The sequence below is a fragment of the Ruegeria sp. S263 genome (assembly GCF_056780525.1).
Genome location: NZ_CM165558.1, coordinates 3,100,667 through 3,125,760 on the forward strand (window position 1 = coordinate 3,100,667; position 25,094 = coordinate 3,125,760).

Consider the following 25,094-nt stretch of genomic DNA (forward strand, 5'->3'; position numbering starts at 1 on the left):
CCCTATTGGTAGATTTCAGGAAGCAGCGTGGTCGACACAGCCGGAACATAGGCGATCAGAATAACCACGATCAGCATTGTCAAAACAAAAGGAACGGCACGGGCTGCAATCTTGAGGATCAACTCGCCGGTAATCCCCGAGACCACGAACAGGTTCAGCCCTAACGGGGGCGTAATGAACCCGACGCCCAGCGCAGTGATCATCATGATGCAGAACTGGATCTCATTCATGCCGATGTTATCCGCCAGCGGTTTCAGGATCGGTGCAAGGATCACGATATTCGGCGTCGTTTCCATCACACATCCGGCCGCGATCAGGATGCCGATCATCAGCAGGATCAGCAGATATGGATCGTCAGTCAACGAGGTCACGGCGGTCACAAAGCCCTGCGGCACACCCATGATCGCCAAAGCCTCGGCCAGGGGCGCGGAAAAGGCGATGATCGGCAGGATCACCCCGTTTACCTTGGCCGAACTGACCAACATTGACGGAAAGTCGGCCAGCGTCAGGGTGCGCAGGATGAAGCCCATGATGATGGTGACAACCACGGCGGTCGCGCCCGCCTCGGTCGGGGTCAGGCGGCCCGAGAAGATGCCGTAGAAGATTATCCCCGGCACGATGAACGCGTACCAGCCGGATTTCAGCGCCTTGCCCAGATTGGCCAGCCACTCGCCCATGGTCATCATGCCGCCGCCCTCATAGGCGTAGATGCGGTTCATGATGATATTGGTCACAAGGATCGAGACCAAAATGGCCAGTCCGGGGATCAACGCCGCCAGAAACAGGGTCGATGCGGAAATCCCCAGCACCAGACCGATGATGATATAGGCGATCGATGGCGGGATCAGGATGCCGGTACAGGCCCCTGCTGCGACCAACGCACAGGCATAGGGGCGGGGATAGCCGCTTTCGACCAGTCGGTTGATCGTCATTCGGCCCACCGCAGCAGCACCCGCCGCGTCCGAACCCGAGATGGCGGCGAACATGCCGCAGACCAGAACGGTAGCCGAGCCAAACCCGCCCTTGGCAAAACACGTCAGCGCCTCGGCCACATCCAGGAATTTGCGCGACAGCCCCGTTCGGACCAGCACGTCGCCCGTCAGGATGAACAGCGGCACGGCAGTCAGGGCAAAGGCGTCGATGCCGGTGAACAGACTTTCACCCACAAGGCTGAGCGGCAGATCGCCCGACATAATTAGCATCACGATGGCCGCCGTACCGATGGCCGCCCAGACGGGTACGGCCAGTGCAATCAGGCCAACGAACAGGATCACCGGCAGGTAAAAATCCCATCCCAGTTCAACGGTTTGATTAAGGGAACCCCAAAGCATCGCGTGTCCCTTCAGTCAAACAGCTTATCGCCTTCGAAGACGGGCTTGCCGTCCCTCAGGCATTTCAGATCGCGCATCAGCGACTGGATCAGCCGCCAGATCATCAGCGCAAAACCGGTGGGCACGGCCATCAGGAACCAGACCTTTGACACGCGCAGCCCATCCGTGACCGAGCCGAACTTGGCCGAAACATGCACAGCCTCGTACGACCAATAAAGCGCGATGACGGCCACGCCGAACATCACCAGATCGCCAAAGATATACAGCAGCGCCTTGGGACGCGGCCCGAGATAATGCATGATCACGTCGATGCGGATATGGGCGCGTTCCTTGACCGCCGCCGCAGCGCCAATCCACGCGAGGTAGATAAAGGAATAGCGAACGATCTCTTCACCCCAGATCGACGAATACGCGAAAATTTCGCGCCGCAGGACCTCGATGGCCATGGTGATGACCAGCATCACGTAGAACACCAGCAGCAGCCAGCGTTCGGCGTTGCGGTCTATGTTTTGAAGTAAGGTCATCTGTTCCCTCGGCGTGCAGGCAGTCAGACGCGCGCCTTCTGGTCCGGGCGTTTACCGGCCTGACTGCATGAGGTTGTGACGGTCGATCAGGCGTCGTGGACGAAATACTTGCCTTGGGTCCCTGCGGCCTCGACCAATTTCTCGAACGCATCCATCGACCCGGCCAGTTCCGTCTTGAACGGATCCCAATCGGCGTTCTGATATCCACCGACGCTTTCCCACTCGGCCAGTTGGTCAGAACTGAGCGAGTGGAACTCGACACCCGCCTTATTCAGTTCAGCCATTGCATAGGCGCGGGCCGAGGGCACTTTGGCAAGGTTCTGGTGGCTCGTCATTTCGGACGCCCACATGATGCCTTCCTGTACGTCCGCCGGCATCGAATTGAACCACTCCAGATTGCAGGAATAGACCTGACTGTCCGGCACGGCCTGCGTAAAGGTCACGTGGCTGAGGATGTCCTTGAAACCAAAGACGAACAGCGCGCCCACAGATGGATCAAGCGCATCCGCGACGCCCTGCTTGATGGCCGAGGGGGTCTCACCCCAAGCGACGGGCGTCGGGTTTGCGCCGACCATGCGATAATACTGCTGCAACATCTTGGAACCCGGCACGCGAAACTTAATGCCGCTCATGTCACCCGGAGTGATAATAGCATTACCGCCCTGCCGCACGGCAACAACGCGGGGGTCGATCACGACGTAGAACAACGCCTTGAACCCGGCAGCTTCGACCTTGGGATGGACTTCGTTTTTCCACGTGTCCGAATTCACAAGATTGGTGAATTTCTGGTTCGAGCCGCACAGATATGGCATGTTGATCAGGTCAACGGTCGACGCAAACGGCGCGAAATTCGACAGCGAGTGTTGCGCGGCCTGAATGGTGCCGCCCTGAACCTTTTGCACCAAAGATCCGCCTGCACCCAACTGTCCACCGGGGGCCAGCTTTACATAGACCTTGCCATTAGTGGCGTTCTGGATGTTTTCCTTAAGGTCCAACTGCATGATCGGATAACTGCGTGATGCACCCAGCACATAGGCTGTGGCGATGGTCATCACGTGATCCGCTGCCTTTTCGCGCTCGCTCTCTTCTTTGGCGGTTTGCGCTGCGGCCTCGGATGACCACAGCACGCCCCCCGCCCCGGCAACCAGCGCCGCCGTGAACGCCCCCGTGGCGCTGAGCTTCAGGAAATTGCGGCGCTCGGCCGATGCCAGTTCAGTTTTGTCGTTGTTCATTGATTGCCCTCCCAAGCAAAAAAGTCAGCCGTCGCCTTCTGCGTCGCGGTCAGCCTCCTTTTTCAGAATTGCGACAACGAACAGGATCGACGCCGCGAACAGGACCAACATCTCACCCACGTCCCCAAGAAAGGCACTGCCTGCAAAAGCACCCAAAGCCACGTTCGCGAAGTAAATGACAAACACGATGATGGATGCGGTCAGAAACACTTTTCCGGACTCCCTTCGGATTCGGCCCAAAGTCATTTGTAAGCGCTTACATCAAAAATGCAAGCGCTTACATATCTGCTTTCCTTGGGGGCCCGTTGAGATTAGACTTATTGGCAAAAGTGAATTGCGGGTTTGATAATGTCGAAATTGGGGGCGGCACCAACGCTGGACGATGTGGCCAAGATGGCGGGCGTTTCGACGGCGACTGTCTCGCGCTGCCTCAACAGCCCCGACCGCGTCGTCAAGGCGACGCGGGAACGCGTTCAATCGGCTGTTGATGCCTTGGGCTATACACCGAATTTTGCTGCACAGGTGATGGCCGCCAAACGTACATTCACCATTGGTGCGATCATCCCGACAATGGAGAACGCAATATTCGCGCGCGGGCTGCAAGCCTTTCAGGAAGAGTTGCACCAGCACGGATATACCCTTTTGGTTTCAAGCTCGGCCTACAAGCCAGACATCGAGGAAGAACAAATCAGAACGCTCGCGGCGCGGGGCGCGGATGGGCTTTTGCTGATTGGCCATGACCGCGACCCAAAGATTTATGAGTTTCTGGACCGTCGAAATATCCCTACCCTGGTCGCGTGGTCTTTTGCGCCAGATGCGCCGGTCCCCTCGATCGGGTTCGACAACCGCGCGGCGATGTGCGCATTGGCGAACCGTGTCATTGCCATGGGCCACACGCGTCTTGGCGTGATTTCCGGCGTCAGCGCAGGCAACGATCGCGCGCGCCTGCGGATCGAAGGCGTAAAAGACGCCACGCGGCAGAACGGATTAGACGTTTCGGATCTGACAATCATCGAAACGCCTTACGAAATTGAATGCGGGGCCCAGGCGTTTTCCCAGTTGATAGGCCAAGCTTCGCGCCCGACAGCCATCCTTTGCGGTAACGACGTCTTAGCCGTTGGCGCGCTGCGGCGGGCTCAAGAAATCGGGCTGCGCGTTCCCAAGGATGTTTCAATCACTGGATTTGACGACATCGAATTAGCCCGAATTGTTAGCCCGGCCCTGACAACTGTACACGTTCCACATCGCGAGATGGGGCGCAAGGCCGCCCTGCAACTGGTCGAGATGGTCGAAAAACAGGTCACGGATCAGGGCGAACAGCTCGACACCAGTATCATCGAAGGTCAATCGCTTGGGCCGCCGGGCAAAACTTAAGCTGCCTCGGCCTCCATCGTCCTGAATTCATTTTTGAGCCAGATATGTTTTTTGCACATAGGTTCGGTAAAGTGCTGGCGTATCAGCTTTTCCATCGCCTTCTGGATCAAAGCCGATGTCGTTTCGGGATAGACCTCGGTGGTAAACAAAGACACGGTCCGCACAAAGTTCCGGCCCGGAAAAGGCATTGCTTTGACGCTGTCATGAAATCGCTGAGCGCGGTGGAAACACGCGGCAGTGGTAATCGCCCATCCCGCGCCCTCGGCAACCAGCCCAATGATCGACTGATTGCATTCCAGTTCGAACCGGTTCGGCAAATTGTACTTGCTACGGGTCAACTGAATTTCGATCTGTTTACCGATCATATAATCCCGCGAATATCTCAACAGCGGAAGGTTTGCATCCGGCTCAAACAGTTCTTCGGGCTGAACTTCAATGCTACTAGGTAAAATGACGATAAAAGGGTCGCGCATCAGCGGGTATTCGATCAACCCCTCTGTGCGTTCTGATGGCCGCGTGGCGACCCCAGCGTCCAGCTTATGCTCTTGAAGTTTGGCGATGATCTCATGGCTGGGGCGGGTGTAGTGTCGAAAGTTACAGCGCGGCAACGCCTGAGCCAGAAACCGGAACAGATCAGGCGCGATCTGGTTGTCGAAATCGTCGATCAGGGCCAGCCTCAGATCGGTCGCGTGGCGCCAGTTTCCGGTTCGGATTTCAGCCTCACCCCGTTTCAATACCGTCAGGCCATCTCGGACATAACGCGCGAAAACCTCTCCGGCCGGGGTCAGCCCCATTGGGCGGCGACCATGGTCTACCAGTTCGATGCCAAGCGCACGTTCAAGACTGCGCAGGTGGTTTGAGACAGTACTGATGGACAAGCCCGTTTCCGACGCGACCTGTTGGATCGACCCTGACTTGGCGATCAGTTGAAACACTTCCAGCCAGCGGAGGCTTAGAGATTTAGACACAGCAACCGTCCATTGTTTCGATTACCTCGAAACAAGCCAAGCAGAGAAATGTCCGTTCGGCAATGGTGATGTTGTTTATTCGGCCCTAACCTAAGACCGAGCCCGTTCAAGATTTGGATCGTAGGGCGAGGCCGGGACGACGGTGACCGCCACATGCTCGCCACAACGGTCCAACACCATTTCGCTGCCGATTTCGGCCAGTTCCGGCTCAACAAATCCATGCGCTAGGTTAAGGCCGACTCGATGCCCCCATTCGCCAGACGTGACCGTACCAACCACCCTATCCCCCTGCATGAGCGACCCTCCGGGATGCGCGGGGCCTTGCGATGTGTGCACCTGCAAGACAACCAGCTTTTTGCGAGGTCCGTCCGTTTGCCGCGCCTCCAATGCCTTGCGCCCAGTAAAGTTGCCTTTGTCCAGCTTCACGAACCGATCCAAGCCGGTTTCAAAAGGATCAAACTCTGTAATTAAGTCGGATTTCCAATGCAGGAAGCTTTTCTCCATACGCATCGAGTCGACAGCGCGTGCGCCAAACAACTTCATGCCCATGGGTTCACCGGCCTGACGTAAAGCCAAGTACGCAGCATAGAGCGATGCGTTGGGCACATGAATTTCATAGGCCAGTTCGCCCGAGAAACTAACACCAATAACGGTGGCGGGGGCGATCCCGACAAAACACTCGCGAACGCTGAGCCATGGGAACGCCTGGGCCGACCAGTCGCCGCGGGCGCAGGCGGACAGGACATCGCGCGCCTTGGGGCCAGCAAGGATCAGGATGGTCTGATCGTTGGTCAGGCTGCGCAGGTGGACGTCTTCGTCAGCCCGCAAATGGCTGGTCAGCCAGTCCATGTCGTGAAATTCGCTGGCCGCTGCCGATCCGTACCAGATACGTTCAAGGCCCCGGTCACTGGCGGGCAGATTGGCCACCGTCGCCTCGGCTTTGATCATACCGTGATGGTTCAAAAGATAACCCAGCCCTACACGCCCGTCGCGGCGGGTAACCGCGCCGCAGAACATCCGATCCAGAAACGCGTGATGATCTGCACCCGTGATCTCGATCCGACTGAAACCGTTCACCTCGGCCAGCCCCACATTGGTCTGGACATTGGCAACCTCGGCGGCCACCAGATCGAAGGTTTCGTCAAAATCGAAACTGTGGCTGGGCGCGAAATCGGGCGATGGCTTGATGTAATCCACCCTCTCCCACCCGTTGACCACGGTGAACTCGGCCCCTTCAGCCGCCAGAACCGGGGTCAGAGGGGTCGTCTTGGCGGGTCGCCCGGCGGGGCGGTGTTCATGCGGAAAGTGAAAGCGGAACTCGTTTTGGTAATCCTCGATGGCTTTTAGCGCCGTCAGTTCGACATTCGCGTGACCCGTAAACCGGCGGGGATCAAGGCACCACGTGTCGTAACACGCCTCGCCATGCACGATCTGTTGCGCCAATAGCCAGCCGTGGCCGCCGCCCTCGCCCAGACCGGCGCGCAGGCCGATGATACAGAACGCATTGCGCTTGCCCGGGATCGGCCCGACCAAAGGCGCACCGTCGATCGTATAGGTGATCGGGCCGTTGACCACCGTATGCACGCCCACCTCCATCAGCGCGGGCATCCGGGCAAAAGCGCCCTCCAGCACATCCGTCACGCGGTCCAAATCGTCGGGGCACAGCGCATTGACGAAGTTGGGGTCGATCCCGTCCATACCCCATGTCTTGCAATCCTGTTCGTAGAACCCCAGCAACAACCCGTTCTTTTCCTGCCGACAGTAGTAATCGCTGATCGGGCATCGCAGCAGAGGCATCCTGTGGCTGGCATCGCGAATGGCCGGAATCTCTTCGGTCAGGAAATACTGATGCTCCATCGAGGCGACGGGATGATGCACCCCCATCATCGCGCCCACCTCGTTCACGCGATAGCCACCCGCGTTGACGACGATATCGCAGTCGATATCGCCCTTTTCGGTCTTCACCGTCCATGTGTCATCGGCGTGCTGTTTCAGCCCGATAACCGGCGTGTTGCGATACACCTCGGCCCCTGCCTTGCGGGCCCGGCGCGCCAACGCCTGACACAGCTGGGCGGGGTCGATATCGCCGTCCATCGGATCCCACAGCCCGCCAATCAGATTCTCGGTCGAGATCAGAGGATGGCGGCGCGCACATTCCTTGGCATCAATCACCTCGAACTGCACGTCCATCCCACGCGCCATTGATGCGAAATGGCGATAGCCCTGCATCTGCGCTTCGGTATTGGCCAGCCGGATGCCGCCGTCGCCATGGTGATAATTGATCGGATAATCCGGGTCTTCGGCCAGTTCCTTATACAGCCGGATCGAGTGCGATTTCAGCCCGACCATCGTCTGGTTCATTCCAAAGTTCGTCACCTGCGCCGCCGAATGCCATGTGGTGCCCGAGGTCAGCTCGTTCCGCTCGACCAGAACCACATCGCTCCACCCCTCCTGCGTCAGATGATAAAGGGTCGAACAGCCTGCAATCCCGCCTCCGATGACAACGACTTTGGTGCGTGATTTCATGGACGTGGCTCCTGCTTTGCTGCCCACAAGTCTTGCGGAACAATGCGCGCCCGCGACAAGCCGCCCAGTGCTTGTATTGAAAAATCGAAACCGCGATTGCGGATTCTGCAAATTGCACTTGGCCTTTGCCAAGCGCGTGAACCCGCGCTTAGGGTTCAGGTAACAGGGCAAGAAAGGAACCGGATGAGCACGGGCAGCAAACGAAGCGGTAGACGCGCCCGGCACGCGAAGCGCGCGGCGGCCCCTGTGATTGATCCCTGCCCGCCCGGTCAGATCGGTGGCGCCTTTAAGCCGCTGACCGACCTTGAGATCACGCAGATTTACGATTCCGCCCTGCGCCTGCTGGAAACCCTCGGGATGGGAGAGGTACCCGATCGGCTGGCCCGCGACCTGCGCGCAGCAGGGGCGAGACCCGGACCTGACGACCGATTGCTGTTCCCGCGCGCCATGGTCGAACAGGCCATTCAATCCGCCCGCAAACAATTCACCTTTCACGGCCGCGATCCCTCGCGTTCGATCGAGGTGGGCGGAGACCGGGTGTATTTCGGCACCGGCGGCGCGGCGGTTCAGACGCTGGATATCGACACGGGGCTATATCGCCCCTCAACCCTGACCGATCTGCATGATTTCACCCGGCTACAGGACACGCTGCCCAATGTCAGCTGGTTCACCCGGTGCTGCGTGGCGACCGACGTGCCCGACAATTTCGATCTGGACGTCAACACCGTTTATGCGCTGATCCGCAACACCACCAAACCAATTGCCACGTCCTTTACGCTGGCTGAACATGTCGCGCCCATCGTCAAGATGCTGGATATCGTCGCCGGAGGCCCCGGCGCGTTCGCCGCGCGCCCGTTCCTGAAGGCGCATATCAGCCCGGTCATCTCGCCCCTGCGCTATGGCGAGGATGCGGTGGACGTGGTCTATGAATGCGTCACCCATAACATCCCCATGTCCTGCATCACTGCGGCACAAGCCGGTGCGACGGCCCCGGCCACGCTGGCCGGGTTTCTGGCGCAATCGCTGGCCGAAACACTGGCCAGCCTTGTCATGGTCAACACGATCAAACCGGGCTTTCCGATGGTGTTTTCCAACTGGCCCTTCATCGTGGACCTGCGCACCGGGTCTTTTGCGGGCGGCAGTGGCGAGACGGCGATTCTGAACGCGGCCTCGGCGCAGATTTCCAATTGGTTGGGGCTGCCGTCAGGTGTGGCGGCCTCAATGACCGATGCCAAGGCGATTGATGCGCAATACGGGGCGGAGAAAGGCATCACCTCTTTGGCGGCGGCGCTGGCGGGCGGGAACCTGATCTATGAAAGCTCGGGCATGACCGCATCGCTGCTGGGGGCCAGTTTCGAGGGCTTCGTGCTGGACAATGAAATGCATGCCCACACCTATCGCGCTCTGCGCGGGATCGAAGTGACCGAGGAAAACCTCGGGTTCGAAGCGATCTGCCAGTCGGTTCTGGGCGACGGGCATTTTCTGGGCAGCGCGCATACCTATGACGCGATGGAGCGCGATTATTACTACCCCGAACTCGCCGACCGGACCGAGCCGCGCACCTGGGCGGATGAAGGCGCAAGCGACGCATGGACCACCGCCCGCGCCCGCGCGCAAGAAATCCTCGACACACACAATCCCCAATATTTGACGCCTGAACAAGATGCGGAAATCCGCGCCCGGTTTCATATCCTTGATTAACCTTCCCCAACCCATCCTCGGCGGCTAGGGTCGGCGGGACTTGCGACGAATGAGGCCCCGATGACCGACCCCTTCTTTCAGCCCGTCTCAGCCATGGAACTGGCGCGCTTTGCGGGCGTACCCACCTTCATGCGCCTGCCCGGCATGACGCTGGATCACGCGCGGATCGCCGAGGTTGATATCGGGCTGGTCGGCATTCCATGGGACGGCGGCACCACAAACCGCCCCGGTGCGCGCCACGGGCCGCGCCAGTTGCGGGATTACTCGACCATGATCCGCGCGATGAACCCCGTGACCGGGGTTGCGCCCTTTGCGATGATGAACTGCGCCGATCTGGGCGACGTGGCCCCGAACCCGGTAGATATCGAAGATACGCTGGACCGCGTGGCATCGTTCTACACCGACCTAACCGCTCGCGGCATCACCCCCCTGACCGCCGGAGGGGATCACCTAACCACCCTGCCCGTTCTGCGCGCGCTGGCCAAATCCGGCCCGCTGGGGTTGATCCAGTTCGACAGCCATACTGACCTTTTTGACAGCTATTTTGGCGGGCATAAGTTCACCCATGGCACCCCGTTCCGCCGGGCCGTCGAAGAGGGCTTAGTCGATCCCAAACGCTTTGTTCAGGTGGGCATTCGCGGCACCGCCTATAACACCGAGGATATCGAGTGGGGCGAGGCCCAGGGCATCCGTATCATCCGAATCGAAGAACTGTTCGACCGCGGCATCGGCGATGTCATGGCCGAAGTGCGCGGTATTGTGGGTGATGCGCCGACCTATTGCACCTATGACATCGACTTCGTCGACCCCACCTTTGCCCCCGGCACCGGAACGCCCGAGATCGGCGGCCCAAACAGCTTTCAGGCCCAGCAGGTTATTCGGGAAATGTCTGGGATCAACCTCGTAGGGGCCGATTTGGTTGAAGTTTCTCCACCCTTCGACGCTTCGGGCGGCACCGCGTGGCTGGGAATATCATTGATGTTCGAACTGCTCTGCGTTCTGGCGCAAGCCGTGGACGCCCGCCGCTAACTGACGTTTTCGGCGATCATCGAGATCATCTCGAACATCACCGCCGCTGCGGTCAGGGCGGTGATATTGTTCGGGCTGTCCTTGGTGGGCATCATGCAAACCACGTCTCCGCCCACAATATTCAGCCCGCGCGCGGCCCGCAAAATACCCACGGCTTCGTCAATATCAAACCCCTTCTCGCTGGGCTCCAGATTAGACACCGCAGGCGCGACAGAGGGGTCAAGGCAATCCAGATCAAAGGTGATATAGACTGGGCGATCGCCTAAAACTTCACGCGTCTGCGCCACTACATCCGCAAGCCCGCACTGTCGGAACTCGTGCATGGTGACGATGTTGTAGCCATAGTCATAGGACGGTTGCAGCCAGTCCAGACTGCGCGGATGACCCCGCAGGCCGATCTGCATGGACCGCGTTGGATCAACTTGCCCCTGATCGGCCAGATAGGCGCCCCAATGGGCGGCGGATTTCTTGGCCCCCAGAAAGTGATCGACCTTGGTGAACACATCCGTATGCGCATCCAGATGCAGGAAGCTGATCGGCTCACCTTTAGCCAGTTGACCACGCCCCAGCGCCTGCACGATACCGCCGGTGATCGAGTGATCTCCGCCCACCGACACAGGCCGCGCCCCCGCTGCGTCGATGTCCTTGTAAAAACCCGTGATGCGTTCGATACAGTCCTCGTTGTCATTAGCGCGCGGAAAGGGCACGTCGCCTACATCGGCAATCTTGGCGCGGGCCCAAGGGTCGATTTCGAACACCGAATGCACCCGTCGCTGCACGGCCGAGACATGGCGCAGCGCGCGGGGGCCAAGGTGCTGATCCCGCTCGGTCGTGCCGTTGCCGGTGGAATGGGGCACGCCGACCAAGGCGATATCCTGCCCCTCGGGGCCGGTATTGGGACAGCGGAACAGGGTCGGCACGCCCCACCAATACAGGTTATCCATCATCGACTGTTCATAGCGGTCGGTCATCTGCATCCCCTTCAAGAAAAACGCCCCCGGGCTGGCGGGGGCGCATATGTTCAGATTTTCTCGTCTTCTCGCCGGAAAGCCCCCTGCACGATCCGGTCGATGACCATGGCGCAGAACAGGATGGCGAAGCCGCCCAGCAGACCCGGACCCTTGGCCGCGTATTGCAGCGCCTCAAGGATTTCCTTGCCCAGACCGCCGCCGCCGATCAGCGAGATGATCACCACCATCGACAGGCACATCAGAATGGTCTGGTTCACCCCAGTCATGATCGAAGGCAGCGCCAATGGAATTTCGACATCCTTCAGCAACTGCCATTTCGAAGCGCCAAAGGCGACCGCAGCCTCTTTGATGCTTTCCGGCACGCCGCGCATCCCCAAGGCCGTCAGGCGGATCACAGGTGGCATTCCGAAAATGATCGTGGCCAGAATGCCCGGCGGGTTGCCGGTGCCAAAGAAGGCGATGATCGGGATCAGGTAGACGAAGGCGGGCAGCGTCTGCATCAAATCCAGCACCGGTTCTGCCGCACGATAGGCGCGCTGGGACTTCCCGAACCAGATGCCCAGCGGGATGCCGAAGATCACGCACAGGATCACGGCAGCGCCGACCAAGGCCACTGTCTCCATCGCGACGTCCCAGTACCCAAGAAGCGCGATATAGGCCAGCGACGCGGCGGTGAAGATCGCAACCCGAGGGCCTGCTGCACGCCATGCGGTGACACAAATGACCAGCATGACAACGGGCCAAGGCGACCCGATCAACGCAATCGTCAACGCATCCAAAACCGAGCGGACGCCAGCCACGATCCCGTCAAAAACGTCTCCACCCGCCGCTGCAGCAGCATCAATCTTGGCTTCCATCCAACTGGCGAGGGCAGAAAACAGTGTTCCGTTGCCTTCGCCAAGAAAGATCGCGGAAACCTCTTGTTCCGGGAATGCATCCAGCAAGGGCAGCGATGCGTTGACCGTGAATTTGTACACGATCAACGGGCCGATCGCGGCGATGAGAACCGCGCCCAGCACGGTGTTCCTTCTGGACTGTCCGCTTTCCGTGCTGCCCGGATCAATCCGCCATTTCGAATATTGCTTTTCGTAGACGCGATCTGCGTAGAACCCCTGCACCAGTTTGAAAACCAGCAACATCAACAGACCCGTGATCAGAATCCCTGCCGCTTCGGATTGCGCGGCAGCCGCCCTTTCTAGGCTGGTGTCCGCTGCTTTTTGGATGTTCTCGGCCAGCTTGGTAAAGCGGTCGATATCGGCCTTTTCAGTGGCATCCGCTGCACGTGCCATCAACTCGGCCGCCCGTTCCTGTTGGCGCGCGGCCCGTTCCGCAAAATCAGCGCCAGGATTGCCCCAGGCACCCCGGCCAATCTGAACCCACGCGATGATCTCAAGGATCAGGAAGGTCCAGAACATCCCCCAGATCGCGCGCGAGGCTGACCAGAATGGCCCCAGCACGGCGGCCCACAAGTTGAAGGTATTGGGTACAGGGCTTGTTGCATCATGGATCTTGTGAAACGCATTGACGTAATAGTCGCCATTCGGTCCGACGAATTCCTTGATCGAACGGTCCAGCGCCTCGCGGTCGACTTCGATATCAGAGGCGGCTGTAACTTTCAGCTCGGTGGTTGCGTCAGTCATTTTTGCCCCCTTGAATACCACGCAGCAGGCGCGGCTTGGTCACGATCCCCACGTCATTACCTGCATCCGTTATGACCACTGGCATCTCGGTATTCACCGCTAGGTCGATCAACTGGTCCAGATCCGCGCCCTCATCCGCGCGCGGCGCGCCGTCGAGTGACCCGGAATAGCTGCCCATCGGCTCCATGATCGAGTGCGCTTTGACGAGTTTGAGTTTCGAGATGCCCTGCACAAATTCACGCACGTAATCATCGGCGGGATTCATGACGATATCTTCGGGAGTGCCGATCTGAACGATCACACCGTCTTTCATGATCGCAATGCGATGTCCGATCCGGATCGCCTCGTCCAAGTCGTGCGTGATGAACAAGGTCGTCTTCTTGAGCTGCGCCACCAGCGCCTTGAACTGATCCTGCAACTGCAACCGGATCAATGGGTCAAGCGCCGAGAACGGCTCGTCCATCAACAGGATTTCCGGGTCCGAGGCCAATGCGCGGGCGATACCGACGCGCTGCTGCATCCCGCCAGAAAGCTCTTTGGGCAGGCGATCTTCGTAACCGGTCAGGTTCACGAGGCTGAGTGCATGGTCAGACACCGCCCATCGCTTGGATTTCGGCACTTTGCGGATTTCCAGAGGATACGCCACGTTGTCGCGCACCGAACGGTGCGGCATCAGCGCCATGTGCTGAAAGACCATCCCGATCTGCTGCGCCCGGATGCGGCGCAATTCAGACTCGGAGATCTTTGAGACATCCCGTCCCAAAATTTCGATCTTACCTGCGGTCGGCTCAATCAGGCGATTGACGTGACGTACCAGCGTCGACTTGCCAGACCCCGACAGGCCCATGATACAGAAAATCTCGCCGCGCGGCACTTCGAAGGTTGCGCCCTGCACGCCGACGACGCAGTTGAAACGCTCCAGAACTTGAGGTTTTCCAATGCCTTCGCTGCGCACGGCGGCCATGGCCTCTTCTGCCCGTGCGCCAAAGATCTTCCAGACATTTTCCAGTTTTACGACAGGTTCGTCCATTTGCCCCTCATGTGCAGGGCTTTGCCCCGGCATATAAGAAAAGGGCCGCCGCGAATTGTCGCGACGGCCCCCCGATTTTGAATGTTAGTTGGTGAGCCAACCGATGACTGTGTCCTCGTTATCCGCCACCCACTGCCGGGCGAAATCCGCCGCTTCGACATTGTCGACAGCCAGCGCCTTACCCATCGCGCTTAGGTCGTCGCCCTCCATCTGGTAGTTGCGGAACAGGGCGGCCACTTCGGGATAGTTTTCCTCCAGCTCCTTGGCGTAATGCAGATGGAGTGTCGCGCCATTCCATGCCGAAGATGCCTCAGACTTGGCCAGCCAATCCGGATCATCGGTCGGCTGAACGATGGTCCAAGTGGCCGGATCATGCGCGGGCTCTTCTAGAACTGTCAGGTCCTGTGTCACAAAGATGTAGTGGGGGCTATAGCAGAACCCGATCCACGGATCACCTGCCTTGGTCGCGTTGGCCAGGTTGGCATAGGCAATTGTCTCTTCATACTCGGTCAGGTCGAAAACCTGGTCATAACCGTAAGACTTGGCCCGAATTTTCTCAACCACGGTCGAGGCCCAGCCCGGCGCGCCGATCCAAACTTCTGGCGTGCCGTTACCGTCCGTGTCAAAAATCGCTATCTTGTCGGGGTCGCTCAGATCATCAATAGATTTTATGTCGTGCTGTTCGGCGATATAGGTCGGAACACACATACCCTGTTCGGCTTGCACAGGGTTTTCGTTCATAACGACTGTGCCGTTATCCTTGACGTATGTGTCATGCAGGTTTTGCTGGTTTGGCATCCAGACCTCGGGGTGCACGTGCATCGACCCGCTGTCCATAGCCTCAAATACAATTGGGTTGGTTCCGTTCTGCAGTTCCACATCAAGGCCTAGGTTTTCCTCGATAACGACTTCTAGGATATGCGCGGTGGCATTCACCGATGCCCAGTTCGGCACACCGATCACGATGTCCGCAGCAATGGCAGGACCGGCTGCGACAACTGTCGCGCTTCCCAATAGCGTGGCTAGTTTTTTCATCAGGTTTCTCCATGTTGGGCGTTCACGGTGCTGTTTTTTGTCCGATCTGGGTCGGTGTCGCACTTTGCAAACAGTATCAAAAAGCAGTAGCTTTCCGGTTTTTTTGACCAACGGCTTGAGGTGCCGGAATGGTAGGAAAATTCAAGCACGCATGCGCGCCGCCCATCAAGCGTTACGTAAACCAAAACAGCGTATGCGAAATTATCATATATTTGTTTCGGTTTATTGCAATTTGACAGCTTCAGATTCTGTGTAAGCCTCGGGCAAAGCTTCGCTGCGCCGATACAGGCCATCGAAAAAAGCACGCGCAAACTCAATATTCAAATAGCTCACAACCGAATGAATTCGACACTGGAAACTGAGTGCCAGCCCGACCAAGTGGGCGGTAAACACGTTGAAAATTCCGAAGATCGAGACAGATTAGTTATGGTTTGAAGCCCATTTGGCCCAGTTATTCGCAGAGGTAGACGATGTCGCAGCCTGATATTCATCTTTACACCGCTGGAACGATGAACGGATACAAGCCCGTCATCTTCTTGGAAGAAGCGGGCGTTCCCTACGACCTGACGCATATCAACTTCTCAAAACAGGAACAAAAGGCCCCGGACTATCTGGCGCTGAATCCCAACGGCAAGATCCCTACGATCTTTGATCGGTCAGAGGGGCGTGCGATTTTTGAAAGCGGCGCAATCTTGTGGCATTTAGCCGAAAAGTACGGAAAGTTCCTGCCAACCGATCCGGTCAAACGGTCCGAGGTTATGCAATGGGTCCTCTTTCAGGTGGGCCATATTGGTCCGATGATGGGTCAGGCCATGTATTTCCAGCATATCGCGGCCCCGAACGGCCACGAAGAGCCGTTTTCGATCCGCCGCTATGTCGACGAAGGCCGCAGGTTGCTTGAAGTCATGAACACCCGGCTGGAAGGGCGCGACTGGATCGCCGCGGATGAGTACACAATCGCTGATATGATGCTTTACCCGTGGGCGCGCGCCTATGTCTGGGCCCGGGTCGAGGTCGATGGCTTGCCGTATCTGAATGCCTGGTTCGAACGCATGGACGCACGCCCCGCTGTTCAAAAGGCGCTGACAATACCCAAGGCAAATCCTCAGTTCTGGGACGCGGCGGCGGACGCATCGGCCTTTGCAAAAGAAAACGCAGCGCGTTTTGCCGGAGATGTAAAGTCAGGCTCGGACTAGGTGCCGTGCGACAGAATAAATTCGATTGTCGCATTGGTCAGATCAGGAAAGCGGGACCGTTCGTTTACATACAAATAGACCTGCCGTTGTTCCGGCAGGTCTTTGATCGGACGGAACGCCGTTGCTTCAGGAATGTAATCGGCGACGGTCTGCGGCAGAACCGTCACCCAATTCCCTGTCCGGACCATAGTGATCAAGGAATGTGTGTTGTGAATGGTGATGTCGGCCTGTCCGATCGCCTCATGAAAACGCGGCGACTGGATCAAGTCACACAGCGCATTCCGAATGAACGGAACCGATAGAATATCGTCAATCACCAGCGGGCTAGTTTGTGTCATCAAGGGGTGGTCCACGGCACAGACAAGGCCAAACCTGTCTTCAAACAGCGGCAGAGCCGTCACACCGTTCAACGCATGGTGCCCCGAAGCAATGCCTATATCAGCCTTTCCTTCGGTCAACGCGTCCAGCACTTGCGCGGTATCCGTATCCCGCAGTTCGACCTTCACGCCCGGAAAATTCTGCGTCATGTGCTGCAAAACTTTGGGGAATACGATTGCCGCCACCGATGGCACGGATACGATCCGCAACAATCCGTGTTCAGCGTTCACAGCGGCTTCGATATCCAGAACCGCCTGATCGAACTGACGCAGTTGCTTCAGGCTCAATTCAAACACCTGCTTACCCAGCGGGGACAGGCGGTTCTTGCGCTCACCTTCAAAGAGTTTCCTGCCAAGGTGATCTTCAAACTGTTTCAGCGTCATTGAAACGGCCGACTGGGTTCTGCCCAGCCGATCGGCGGCCTCCATCAGGTTGCCGGTTTGCGCCACGGTGCAAAAGCACCGCAATGTCTCAATTTTGATGGCCATACTTCAATATTTCTGAATTATATTCAATTTATTTGAGTTTGACTGATATCACAAGGCCCCCGCACTCTAAGCGCGACCAAAATACGACTCCGGGGCGCATTGTGACCACATTGAACCTGATTGCCGGCGAATGGCTGGCAGGTGAATCCGAAATCGAGAACCGCAACCCATCGGACTTGAGCGATCTGGTTGGCACTTTCGCGCAGGCCAGTGCAGATCAGTTGGACGCCACGCTGGACCAGGCGTGTGCCGCGCAGGTTGAGTGGGCTGCCTACCTTCCCGAGCGCAAGCAAGCGGTTCTAAACGCCATTGGCACCGAACTCATGGCCCGCGCCGAGGAACTAGGTACACTGTTGTCACGCGAAGAGGGTAAGCCACTGGTCGAAGGCAAGGGCGAGGTTTATCGCGCCGGTCAGTTCTTTACCTATTACGCCGCTGAATGCCTGCGCCAAATCGGTGAGAACGCCGACTCTGTCCGCCCCAGCGTTGAGATTGACGTGCGGCGTGAACCCGTGGGCGTTGTCGCCATTATCAGCCCGTGGAACTTCCCCACCGCGACTGCTTCGTGGAAGATCGCACCGGCGCTGTGCTACGGCAACGCAGTGGTTTGGAAGCCTGCGAACATCACCCCGGCCTCAGCCGTGGCGCTGACCGAAATCATCGAACGGCAGGACATCCCCAAGGGTCTGTTCAGCCTTGTGATGGGGTCAGGGCGCAGCATCGGTCAACGATTGGTGGAAAGCCCCAAGGTAAACGCGATCTCTTTCACCGGATCGGTGCCTGTGGGCAAAGGGATCGCCGCCGCTGCCATTCAGAACCTGACCAAGGTGCAGATGGAGATGGGATCCAAGAACGCGCTGGCCGTGATGGACGACGGCGATCTGGATTTGGCTGTGACACTGGCGCTAGGTGGCGCATTCGGCGGCACCGGGCAGAAATGCACGGCCTCGTCGCGTCTGGTGGTTCACGCACGGGTCCATGATGCTTTTGTCGACAAACTGGTCGCGGGGGCGCAGGCGATGAAGGTTGGGCACGCGCTGGAGAGCGGCACCCAAATGGGGCCGGTCGTCAGCGAGCAGCAGTTGCAAGAGAACCTCGCCTATGTCGAGCTGGGCAAGTCCGAGGGTGCGGAACTCGCCTGCGGCTCCGCACGGCTGGAGATGCCTCATAACGGGTTCTACATGTCGCCGGGTGTGTTTCTGAACACCAGCAACGACATGCGCATCAACCGCGAAGAGATGTTCGCCCCCCTGACCAGCGTTATCAAAGTGGACAGCTATGATGAGGCACTGAGCGTCGTTAATGACACCAATTTCGGCCTGACCTCGGGCATCGTCACCCAAAGCCTTGCCCGCGCCACCCATTTCCGCCGCAACGCGCGCACCGGGGTTGTCACCGTGAACCTGCCCACCGCCGGAACCGATTATCACGTGCCCTTCGGCGGTCGCGGAGACAGCTCATACGGGCCGCGCGAACAGGGCAAGGCGGCAGCGGAATTCTACACCACAGTCAAAACCGCATACATCAGCGCCGGGACGCCGGTCTAATGCGCATCGACGGTCTGCAATACGCCAACTGGTCGGAAAAGATCTTCCGGCAACTCCGCGAAGGCGATGTGGACGCGATCCACGTCACCATCGCCTATCATGAAAACTTCCGCGAAACGGTTCTGAACTTTGAAAAGTGGAACCGCTGGTTCGAGCAATTCCCCGACCTGATCATGAAGGGCCGTTGGGTCAGCGATATTGACCGGGCGCGCGAAACCGGGCGGACGGCGGTGTTCTTCGGCTTTCAGAACCCCTCGCCCATCGAAGACGATATCGGTCTGGTCGAAATCCTGCACGATCTGGGCGCGCGGTTCATGCAGTTGACCTATAACAATCAATCCCTGCTGGCCACCGGCTGCTATGAGGCCACAGACAGCGGCATCACACGCATGGGTAAGCAGGTGATCAAAGAGATGAACCGCGTGGGCCTTGTGGTCGACATGAGCCATTCCGCAGACCGTTCGACCATCGAGGCCGCCGAGATATCGGAGCGCCCCATCGCCATTACGCATGCCAACCCCCATGACTGGGCCCCAGCGCTGCGCAACAAGCGCGATGCGGTGATCCGGGCCGTGACGGAAAACGGTGGGATGCTGGGCTTTTCGGTCTACCCTCATCACCTGAAAGACAAGTCTGCCTGCACAGTAGAGAGTTTTTGCGACATGATCGCCCGCACTGCCGACAGATACGGCGTTCAGCATCTGGGGATTGGCACCGATCTGTGTCAGGACCAGCCCGACAGCGTGGTCGAATGGATGCGCGTCGGACGCTGGACCAAAGAGATCGACTATGGCGAAGGCTCGGCCTCGGCCCCCGGTTTTCCGCCGATGCCCGGCTGGTTTCAGGACAGCCGCGATTTCGGAAATATCGAGGCTGGGCTGCGCGCGGTTGGTATGAACGAAGTTGAGGTTTCGGGTATCATGGGCGGAAATTGGTACCGCTTCTTCGACGAGAATTTCGGACCATTGGGGAAATGAACGAAACCGGTCGCCATATCGCCCGCAGAGACCCCGCTCAGGTCATGCGCCTGTCGCGGCTGGGGTCCCTGCACCAATGCCGCCTTAGCTTTATGCGGCAGTTGACGCGACGCATGGCGCGTGAGGAATGGACCTTTACCCGGCCCGTTTTTAAGATCGGCGCAAACGGGGTCGGCCACGCCGTCTATACCGCACAAGGCCCGGACCATGCCTATTCGCTGGTCGCCTTCGCACATGACCTGCCCCCCGAAAAACGCTCTGACCGGGTGATTGCCGAAGCTTGGGATGCCACTTTCACTTTGTTCGACGGCGTTCCGACCGCGCAGGATATTGAACGCCTTTCCCAGAATGTCCCCTTGCAGGAGGCTGGCCGCGTCAGTGAGCACGAGCTGTCCCTGTCGCGCGCAAACCGTTCTGTGCGCCTATGGGCACATGTCGTCGACAGGCTGGCCGGTGGCCAGCAACCGGACCTCGATCAAATTTACGACGTCGGCTACCTGATGCGCACGACGGCCGTGTACGGCTCTGGCAAATTCGGCGCGGCGGACCGGGAAAAAACCGCTGGCCGCCCGGAATTTAACGCCCCGTTCCAGACCGAAATGCTATCGGTCTATCTGACTCGCACATATGTCCGCGATTTGGTTCAGCACATGGCCCGTGCCAAAGGCGGTGAGAATACAGCCGATCTGGACCCCGACATCGCCCGCTGGCTGGGCATTGGCAATTCGACCGGGTTGGGTATGGCACCGTTTATCGTGAACCATCCAATCCTGTTCAATAACTGGATCATGGTGCGCGAAGAGGCGATCTCGCGCGTGCGGTCCTTGCCCAGCGCCTCTGACGCGGAAATTGCGCAGTTCCAGAACATTTTTGACCGCAGCACATTGTCGATGTCGTGGTGGCGATCCGAGCATCCTGTCCAAATCAGGAAACTGGCGGCGTTGACCTCAGACATTCAGGCAATCTCGAAACATCTGGACGGGGATGTCCTGACGCAGGACGCCCCGTGGGACCGGCTAATCACATGGGCTGAGGACGCGCTCAGCGAGGAAGGTCAGGAACTTCTCGCGTCGCTGATGCTGGAGCCCTATGGCGATCTGGTGGACGGGTTGGCAAGTTGCATGGCCGACAGCAACCTGAATGCGCAAATCATCGACGGTGCGATGCCGGTGTCCGAGGTCCGCGAACTGATCCTGAGCAACTTTGACTGGGCGCTTGAACTGGATTGGGCGGCCGAGCCGAATTGCGCCCGCGCCTGGTATGTGTCCGAGGAAAAGCTGGAACCCAGATTGGGTGAACGGTTTGAGGAACCCATCGCCGAATACGAGCAACCCTTGGCCCCCGCGCGGGACGCTGCAACGGCGTATAAGGAGCTTGCTGACTGGGACGGCGACACCCCAATCCGCGATTTCCTGTTGCAGCACCCGGAACATCGACACACCATCCGGCGCGCGCAGATCGGACGTATCGCCCCCTACGGAGAAGTCCGCGACAATACGATCAGCGCCGATGTCATGCCTATAGACATGTTGCGTGCCAAGCTTTCGTTCTTTGGCGCGACGCATTTCGACCCGCGTTCCGATCGCTGGGTTCGAATCTGCATGTTTGCGGGCGCGCCCTATCCCGAAGACCTGACGAATGACACGGCGGATACTTGGGTCTACCCGGAGCCTGCAGCATGAGTTTTTCGCTAAACGAGATTGAGGCGACCTCCAAACGTGCCGCCCGTGGCGCTGGTTACACTTGGGGGCATGCGGAAGAGGCGGGAAAGGCGACCCGCTGGCTTTGCGCACAAGGGTTGGACGGCGTGGCGGCGCTTGCATCTTTGCTGCAGCAAGATCTATCGCGCTCGCCCGAAATGCACGTGCCCTGTATTTCTGGCGAAGGCTGGGCCGGAACGGACGTACTGTGTCCGCTTGCTGCAGGGAGCGCGCTTTCAGACAGCGCGTTGGTACTAGAGGCCGCACCGGTCACGTTGACCAATGTTACGACGCCGACCCTATTGCTGCCGTTCGTATCCAACGTGGCACGCATATTGAACAAAAGCGTCGCGATCACGATCGACGGCACGGAGGCACAAACTGATGGGATTGCCCTGCACCTGACCGGGCCGATGCCGGATCAAGCCCAATCCGTTACTGTGCGGTTAGAACAGGTTGCGCCCCCGACCCAACGGCAGCACTCACGCGCAACACCTGATCCTGCGGCTTGGTCCGCTCTGACGGGCTTTGCCCATCGCACCTATGCCCCTGCGACCGAGGAATCCCGCCTACGCGGTGCCGGAGCGGGCCTGTCCGACAACGATTGAAGAGGTTGAAATGGTTGAAACCCGTATCCTGACCCTGACCGAAATCGAACACCTCGCCTTTCGCGCACTTGTTGCAGCCGGTACCAGCGAGGCCAATGCGCGCCCTCTGGCCATTGCCACAGCCGCAACCGAGGCAGACGGCGTCGCCAGCCACGGCCTCGCCTACATCCCGATCTATTGCGAGCATGTTCAGTGCGGCAAGGTCGATGGAAAGGCCGAACCGGTTCTGTCGCGGCCCCGACCCGGCGTGGTGGCGGTGGACGCTGCCACAGGATTTGCGCATCCGGCGATTGAAGCCGGGTTTGATGCGCTGATCCCTGCCGCGCGCGAACAGGGCATCGCGGCGCTTGCCATCCGCAACAGCTATAACTGCGGTGTCCTTGGGTATCATACCTATCGCCTGGCTCAAGCCGGTTTGGTCGGATTGGGCTTTACCAATGCACCGGCATCCATCGCGCCATCGGGCGGCTCCAAGCCCGTGGTTGGAACCAATCCTTTCTCGATCGCCGCTCCCGGCACGGACGGCCAACCTGCCCTTTTGATCGACCAGAGCGCCAGCACCATCGCCAAAAGCGAAGTCATGAAACATGCCCGTGAAGGAAAGCCCATTCCCGTTGGCTGGGCGCTGGACGCTGACGGCAACCCCACGACCGACCCGAATGTCGGCCTCAAGGGCTCCATGGCGCCTTCGGGGGGCTACAAGGGTGTGGGCGTCGCGTTGCTTACCGAAATTATGGCGGCCGCTTTGACAGGAGCGACCTTGGGCCTGAACGCGTCACCCTTTTCCGGAACGGCCGGAGGGCCACCCAAAACCGGGCAATTCTTTATTGCCGTCGACCCGTCGGCCACGTCCGACGGCGTATTTGCATCAAGTATCGCCGAGCTTGTCTCGGATATTCGTTCACAAGACGGGGCGCACCTGCCCGGTGACGGGAGGTGCGCCAAACGCATTGCTGCGCTGGAAACCGGAGTAGCTGTCAACGTCACCACACTGGGCAAGATCGAAGCAATTCTCCAGTAACCGACCTTTACTCTGACCTCACTGGATGAGTCTCAGTTTCTGGATCGAACCTGCGATGGATACGAACGAGTCGATGATCTCATCACCCGTTACTTCGTAGTAATGGGACGGCGATGAGGCGCACGCTTTGATTTCGGCGGCTGCCTGATCGGACGTTTCGAAAGCAACGGCATAGATAATCACGTTGTTCGCTTTGGCCAATTCGCACTGCTGCTTGAACAGTTGCAGGTTCGTCGTCTGCGAGGACGTAATGGTCGTGTCTTCCGACGGACGGGATATCAGTTCCGTCAGACCGTTTTCCTCTTCCATCTGGTCCGTGGGGCGAACCTGCGGGCTTGTGCGGCCGTCCGTCATGATCACGATGTATTTCGAGGTGTCCTCATGATCCCAGTTCAGCGGGCGGTTCGCGAACTCTGCCGGAATTTCACCAGCTGCGCTGAGATGCGCGAAGGCGTCACGTGACGACGGGTCCAGCAATGCCAGCGCGTATTTCAGGCTGTAGTTGGTTCCGGTACCGTCAAACAGGCGCAGATTGTCGATGAAGTTGTTCAGCAGAAGCTCATCGTTCTGGGCGTACTTGATGCTCATCGCATCATCAGGGCACCAACCCCAGTTCTGAGTGGTTTCATCATAGTCCCAGTTCACGAAATAAGGCACCTGAACATTGGAAGCCGACGGGAGCTGCGAGGTCATGAAGTCCGAGTATTCCATCTCAAGACAGGACGACTCGTTATTCGGAATGGTTCCCACGTAGTTGTGGAAATCCGAATATTGAAGTTCAATGTCGACTTGATTGAACTTGGTCGAACTGGTTTCTTCTTGACCTGTAATGCTGAAATATGTCGTCTGTTGCCGACCACCCTTGATCGACGCCCCGACCAGCTCGGCCGATTCTGGCAGCTGGTTCGAGTTTTTGACGATAAAGTCACGAACATAGTGATAATATGTGTCCACATCGTCCTTGTTGAACAGATCGGTTTCATTGTCAGGAAAGCTGTCGATTTTGACAGAAAAATCAGGATTGTCATTGCCGTCCGTATCAAACCAGAAAACGACGTTTGAGATATCCTGCTTCCATTCCGGGAAGAAATTTTCTTCCGTGGTCGTCCCAAAACGCTCGCCACCCAAGTATTCAAACATTGTGGCGCCCGGGTTGGTTTGACCTGCGAACGGAACCACATTGATCGAAGTTTGTTTATCAGATTTTTGACCAGTGCTTGGGTCCTCGTTCCTGCTCAGGCTTTTTGTGATGAAAGCCTTGGCCGCTGCCTGCATCAGCTCCATGCGGTTGTTGCTTCCCATACTGCCCGAAATGTCGATAACCAGGGAAATTTCGGTATGCGGAGCAGCTTCATTTGCCGCAGATGATACGTTCATCGGCAGCGAATCCACACCGCTGAATTGCATGAAATTCGTAGAGAACCTTTTCGACAAACTGGCGGTAACAGTACGATCCAGATAGTCATCCTGAACATTGATGCTGTTTTGGTACTCTCCCAACCCGCGCACGTCCAAATGGGCTTGCACAACTTCCGCCGGGTCCAGCTTTTGCTCAAGGCTGGCGGCCGAAAGCACGGCATTATCAAGTGTCCACTGAAGATTGGCGCGGTCGCGCTCATAGTTCATGACGTCCACTGCAATGCCCGTCAAAGCAAAGATGGCGAGAAACAGGAACACCGCAAAAATAGTTAACCCACCATCTTCTCGGGTCGTAAAAGATTTTGCTTGTTCCTTAGGCAACAAAAAACGTTGCGATTTCGAAGACCCCCAGACACGTCCTGACAACATTTCGCTCTCCACTACATCAAGATATTTCTG

Annotated in this window: 21 protein-coding genes; 9 read left to right on the forward strand and 12 right to left on the reverse strand. The window is 58.2% G+C overall.

What is annotated here, in order from left to right:
- Window positions 1-2: 2 nt before the first annotated feature.
- From ACT2B1_RS15400 to ACT2B1_RS15415, 4 genes are all read right to left on the reverse strand, one after another.
- Window positions 3-1,331, reverse strand: a complete 1,329-nt coding sequence (locus ACT2B1_RS15400) for a TRAP transporter large permease (RefSeq protein ID WP_481668082.1) — start codon at window positions 1,329-1,331, stop codon at window positions 3-5.
- Between the two features lie 11 nt (window positions 1,332-1,342).
- Complete coding sequence (locus ACT2B1_RS15405) at window positions 1,343-1,855, reverse strand: TRAP transporter small permease (protein ID WP_171123452.1); 513 nt, start codon at window positions 1,853-1,855, stop codon at window positions 1,343-1,345.
- Between the two features lie 86 nt (window positions 1,856-1,941).
- Window positions 1,942-3,087 (reverse strand): TRAP transporter substrate-binding protein, encoded by a 1,146-nt coding sequence (locus tag ACT2B1_RS15410; protein WP_171241256.1) that lies wholly within the window; start codon window positions 3,085-3,087, stop codon window positions 1,942-1,944.
- 24 nt (window positions 3,088-3,111) lie between these two features.
- Window positions 3,112-3,297: a hypothetical protein gene (locus ACT2B1_RS15415; RefSeq protein WP_171241257.1), complete on the reverse strand. Its 186-nt coding sequence runs from the start codon at window positions 3,295-3,297 to the stop codon at window positions 3,112-3,114.
- Window positions 3,298-3,435: 138 nt separating this feature from the next.
- On the opposite strand from ACT2B1_RS15415, the gene ACT2B1_RS15420 reads away from it, so the two are divergent.
- Complete coding sequence (locus tag ACT2B1_RS15420) at window positions 3,436-4,461, forward strand: LacI family DNA-binding transcriptional regulator (protein ID WP_171123458.1); 1,026 nt, start codon at window positions 3,436-3,438, stop codon at window positions 4,459-4,461.
- On the opposite strand, the gene ACT2B1_RS15425 is transcribed toward ACT2B1_RS15420, so the two are convergent.
- On the reverse strand, window positions 4,458-5,429 hold the full coding sequence (locus tag ACT2B1_RS15425) for a LysR family transcriptional regulator (protein ID WP_171123460.1): 972 nt from the start codon (window positions 5,427-5,429) through the stop codon (window positions 4,458-4,460). The genes ACT2B1_RS15420 and ACT2B1_RS15425 overlap by 4 nt on opposite strands.
- Window positions 5,430-5,519: 90 nt before the next feature.
- Window positions 5,520-7,955, reverse strand: a complete 2,436-nt coding sequence (locus tag ACT2B1_RS15430; RefSeq protein ID WP_481668083.1) for a GcvT family protein — start codon at window positions 7,953-7,955, stop codon at window positions 5,520-5,522.
- A gap of 183 nt (window positions 7,956-8,138) precedes the next feature.
- Here ACT2B1_RS15430 and ACT2B1_RS15435 point away from each other — a divergent pair, with 183 nt between their 5' ends.
- Both ACT2B1_RS15435 and ACT2B1_RS15440 read left to right on the forward strand, forming a co-directional pair.
- Entirely contained in the window at window positions 8,139-9,656 is a 1,518-nt protein-coding gene (locus ACT2B1_RS15435; RefSeq protein ID WP_481668084.1) for a trimethylamine methyltransferase family protein, read from the forward strand.
- Between the two features lie 60 nt (window positions 9,657-9,716).
- Complete coding sequence (locus ACT2B1_RS15440; RefSeq protein ID WP_171241261.1) at window positions 9,717-10,685, forward strand: agmatinase; 969 nt, start codon at window positions 9,717-9,719, stop codon at window positions 10,683-10,685.
- Here ACT2B1_RS15440 and ACT2B1_RS15445 read toward each other — a convergent pair.
- From ACT2B1_RS15445 to ACT2B1_RS15460, 4 genes are all read right to left on the reverse strand, one after another.
- Window positions 10,682-11,656, reverse strand: coding sequence for an arginase family protein (locus tag ACT2B1_RS15445; RefSeq protein WP_481668085.1), 975 nt, complete (start codon window positions 11,654-11,656; stop codon window positions 10,682-10,684). The genes ACT2B1_RS15440 and ACT2B1_RS15445 overlap by 4 nt on opposite strands.
- 50 nt (window positions 11,657-11,706) lie before the next feature.
- A complete protein-coding gene (locus ACT2B1_RS15450; RefSeq protein ID WP_171126152.1) occupies window positions 11,707-13,296 on the reverse strand; it encodes an ABC transporter permease in 1,590 nt (529 codons plus the stop codon).
- Window positions 13,289-14,326, reverse strand: a complete 1,038-nt coding sequence (locus ACT2B1_RS15455) for a quaternary amine ABC transporter ATP-binding protein (RefSeq protein WP_481668086.1) — start codon at window positions 14,324-14,326, stop codon at window positions 13,289-13,291. Before ACT2B1_RS15455 ends, ACT2B1_RS15450 begins: the two co-directional genes overlap by 8 nt.
- An 84-nt stretch (window positions 14,327-14,410) precedes the next feature.
- A complete protein-coding gene (locus ACT2B1_RS15460) occupies window positions 14,411-15,361 on the reverse strand; it encodes an ABC transporter substrate-binding protein (RefSeq protein ID WP_171126155.1) in 951 nt (316 codons plus the stop codon).
- 470 nt (window positions 15,362-15,831) lie between these two features.
- Between ACT2B1_RS15460 and ACT2B1_RS15465 the strand changes: the two genes are divergently transcribed.
- A complete protein-coding gene (locus ACT2B1_RS15465) occupies window positions 15,832-16,557 on the forward strand; it encodes a glutathione S-transferase family protein (protein WP_481668087.1) in 726 nt (241 codons plus the stop codon).
- On the opposite strand, the gene ACT2B1_RS15470 is transcribed toward ACT2B1_RS15465, so the two are convergent.
- Window positions 16,554-17,423, reverse strand: a complete 870-nt coding sequence (locus ACT2B1_RS15470; protein ID WP_481668088.1) for a LysR family transcriptional regulator — start codon at window positions 17,421-17,423, stop codon at window positions 16,554-16,556. The two genes, ACT2B1_RS15465 and ACT2B1_RS15470, sit on opposite strands and share 4 nt — an antisense overlap.
- A 101-nt stretch (window positions 17,424-17,524) precedes the next feature.
- On the opposite strand from ACT2B1_RS15470, the gene ACT2B1_RS15475 reads away from it, so the two are divergent.
- The 5 genes from ACT2B1_RS15475 to ACT2B1_RS15495 are packed head-to-tail and all read left to right on the forward strand — an operon-like array spanning window position 17,525 to window position 23,276.
- A complete protein-coding gene (locus ACT2B1_RS15475) occupies window positions 17,525-18,970 on the forward strand; it encodes an aldehyde dehydrogenase family protein (RefSeq protein ID WP_481668089.1) in 1,446 nt (481 codons plus the stop codon).
- Complete coding sequence (locus ACT2B1_RS15480) at window positions 18,970-19,947, forward strand: membrane dipeptidase (RefSeq protein ID WP_481668090.1); 978 nt, start codon at window positions 18,970-18,972, stop codon at window positions 19,945-19,947. The genes ACT2B1_RS15475 and ACT2B1_RS15480 overlap by 1 nt, the downstream gene beginning before the upstream one ends.
- Complete coding sequence (locus ACT2B1_RS15485; RefSeq protein WP_481668091.1) at window positions 19,944-21,629, forward strand: hypothetical protein; 1,686 nt, start codon at window positions 19,944-19,946, stop codon at window positions 21,627-21,629. The genes ACT2B1_RS15480 and ACT2B1_RS15485 overlap by 4 nt, the downstream gene beginning before the upstream one ends.
- Window positions 21,626-22,255: a DUF3726 domain-containing protein gene (locus tag ACT2B1_RS15490; RefSeq protein WP_481668092.1), complete on the forward strand. Its 630-nt coding sequence runs from the start codon at window positions 21,626-21,628 to the stop codon at window positions 22,253-22,255. The genes ACT2B1_RS15485 and ACT2B1_RS15490 overlap by 4 nt, the downstream gene beginning before the upstream one ends.
- A gap of 10 nt (window positions 22,256-22,265) precedes the next feature.
- Window positions 22,266-23,276 (forward strand): Ldh family oxidoreductase, encoded by a 1,011-nt coding sequence (locus tag ACT2B1_RS15495; RefSeq protein WP_481668093.1) that lies wholly within the window; start codon window positions 22,266-22,268, stop codon window positions 23,274-23,276.
- 18 nt (window positions 23,277-23,294) lie between these two features.
- On the opposite strand, the gene ACT2B1_RS15500 is transcribed toward ACT2B1_RS15495, so the two are convergent.
- Entirely contained in the window at window positions 23,295-25,064 is a 1,770-nt protein-coding gene (locus tag ACT2B1_RS15500) for a pilus assembly protein TadG-related protein (protein WP_481668094.1), read from the reverse strand.
- Window positions 25,065-25,094 lie beyond the last annotated feature (30 nt).

What these genes read in the sequence shown, in the direction of transcription:
- ACT2B1_RS15400 (WP_481668082.1), bottom strand. Translation starts at nt 1,331, where the DNA reads ATGCTTTGGGGTTCCCTTAATCAAACCGTTGAACTGGGATGGGATTTT.
- ACT2B1_RS15405 (WP_171123452.1), bottom strand. Translation starts at nt 1,855, where the DNA reads ATGACCTTACTTCAAAACATAGACCGCAACGCCGAACGCTGGCTGCTG.
- ACT2B1_RS15410 (WP_171241256.1), bottom strand. Translation starts at nt 3,087, where the DNA reads ATGAACAACGACAAAACTGAACTGGCATCGGCCGAGCGCCGCAATTTC.
- ACT2B1_RS15420 (WP_171123458.1), top strand. Translation starts at nt 3,436, where the DNA reads ATGTCGAAATTGGGGGCGGCACCAACGCTGGACGATGTGGCCAAGATG.
- ACT2B1_RS15430 (WP_481668083.1), bottom strand. Translation starts at nt 7,955, where the DNA reads ATGAAATCACGCACCAAAGTCGTTGTCATCGGAGGCGGGATTGCAGGC.
- ACT2B1_RS15435 (WP_481668084.1), top strand. Translation starts at nt 8,139, where the DNA reads ATGAGCACGGGCAGCAAACGAAGCGGTAGACGCGCCCGGCACGCGAAG.
- ACT2B1_RS15440 (WP_171241261.1), top strand. Translation starts at nt 9,717, where the DNA reads ATGACCGACCCCTTCTTTCAGCCCGTCTCAGCCATGGAACTGGCGCGC.
- ACT2B1_RS15445 (WP_481668085.1), bottom strand. Translation starts at nt 11,656, where the DNA reads ATGACCGACCGCTATGAACAGTCGATGATGGATAACCTGTATTGGTGG.
- ACT2B1_RS15450 (WP_171126152.1), bottom strand. Translation starts at nt 13,296, where the DNA reads ATGACTGACGCAACCACCGAGCTGAAAGTTACAGCCGCCTCTGATATC.
- ACT2B1_RS15455 (WP_481668086.1), bottom strand. Translation starts at nt 14,326, where the DNA reads ATGGACGAACCTGTCGTAAAACTGGAAAATGTCTGGAAGATCTTTGGC.
- ACT2B1_RS15460 (WP_171126155.1), bottom strand. Translation starts at nt 15,361, where the DNA reads ATGAAAAAACTAGCCACGCTATTGGGAAGCGCGACAGTTGTCGCAGCC.
- ACT2B1_RS15465 (WP_481668087.1), top strand. Translation starts at nt 15,832, where the DNA reads ATGTCGCAGCCTGATATTCATCTTTACACCGCTGGAACGATGAACGGA.
- ACT2B1_RS15470 (WP_481668088.1), bottom strand. Translation starts at nt 17,423, where the DNA reads ATGGCCATCAAAATTGAGACATTGCGGTGCTTTTGCACCGTGGCGCAA.
- ACT2B1_RS15480 (WP_481668090.1), top strand. Translation starts at nt 18,970, where the DNA reads ATGCGCATCGACGGTCTGCAATACGCCAACTGGTCGGAAAAGATCTTC.
- ACT2B1_RS15485 (WP_481668091.1), top strand. Translation starts at nt 19,944, where the DNA reads ATGAACGAAACCGGTCGCCATATCGCCCGCAGAGACCCCGCTCAGGTC.
- ACT2B1_RS15490 (WP_481668092.1), top strand. Translation starts at nt 21,626, where the DNA reads ATGAGTTTTTCGCTAAACGAGATTGAGGCGACCTCCAAACGTGCCGCC.
- ACT2B1_RS15495 (WP_481668093.1), top strand. Translation starts at nt 22,266, where the DNA reads ATGGTTGAAACCCGTATCCTGACCCTGACCGAAATCGAACACCTCGCC.
- ACT2B1_RS15500 (WP_481668094.1), bottom strand. Translation starts at nt 25,064, where the DNA reads ATGTTGTCAGGACGTGTCTGGGGGTCTTCGAAATCGCAACGTTTTTTG.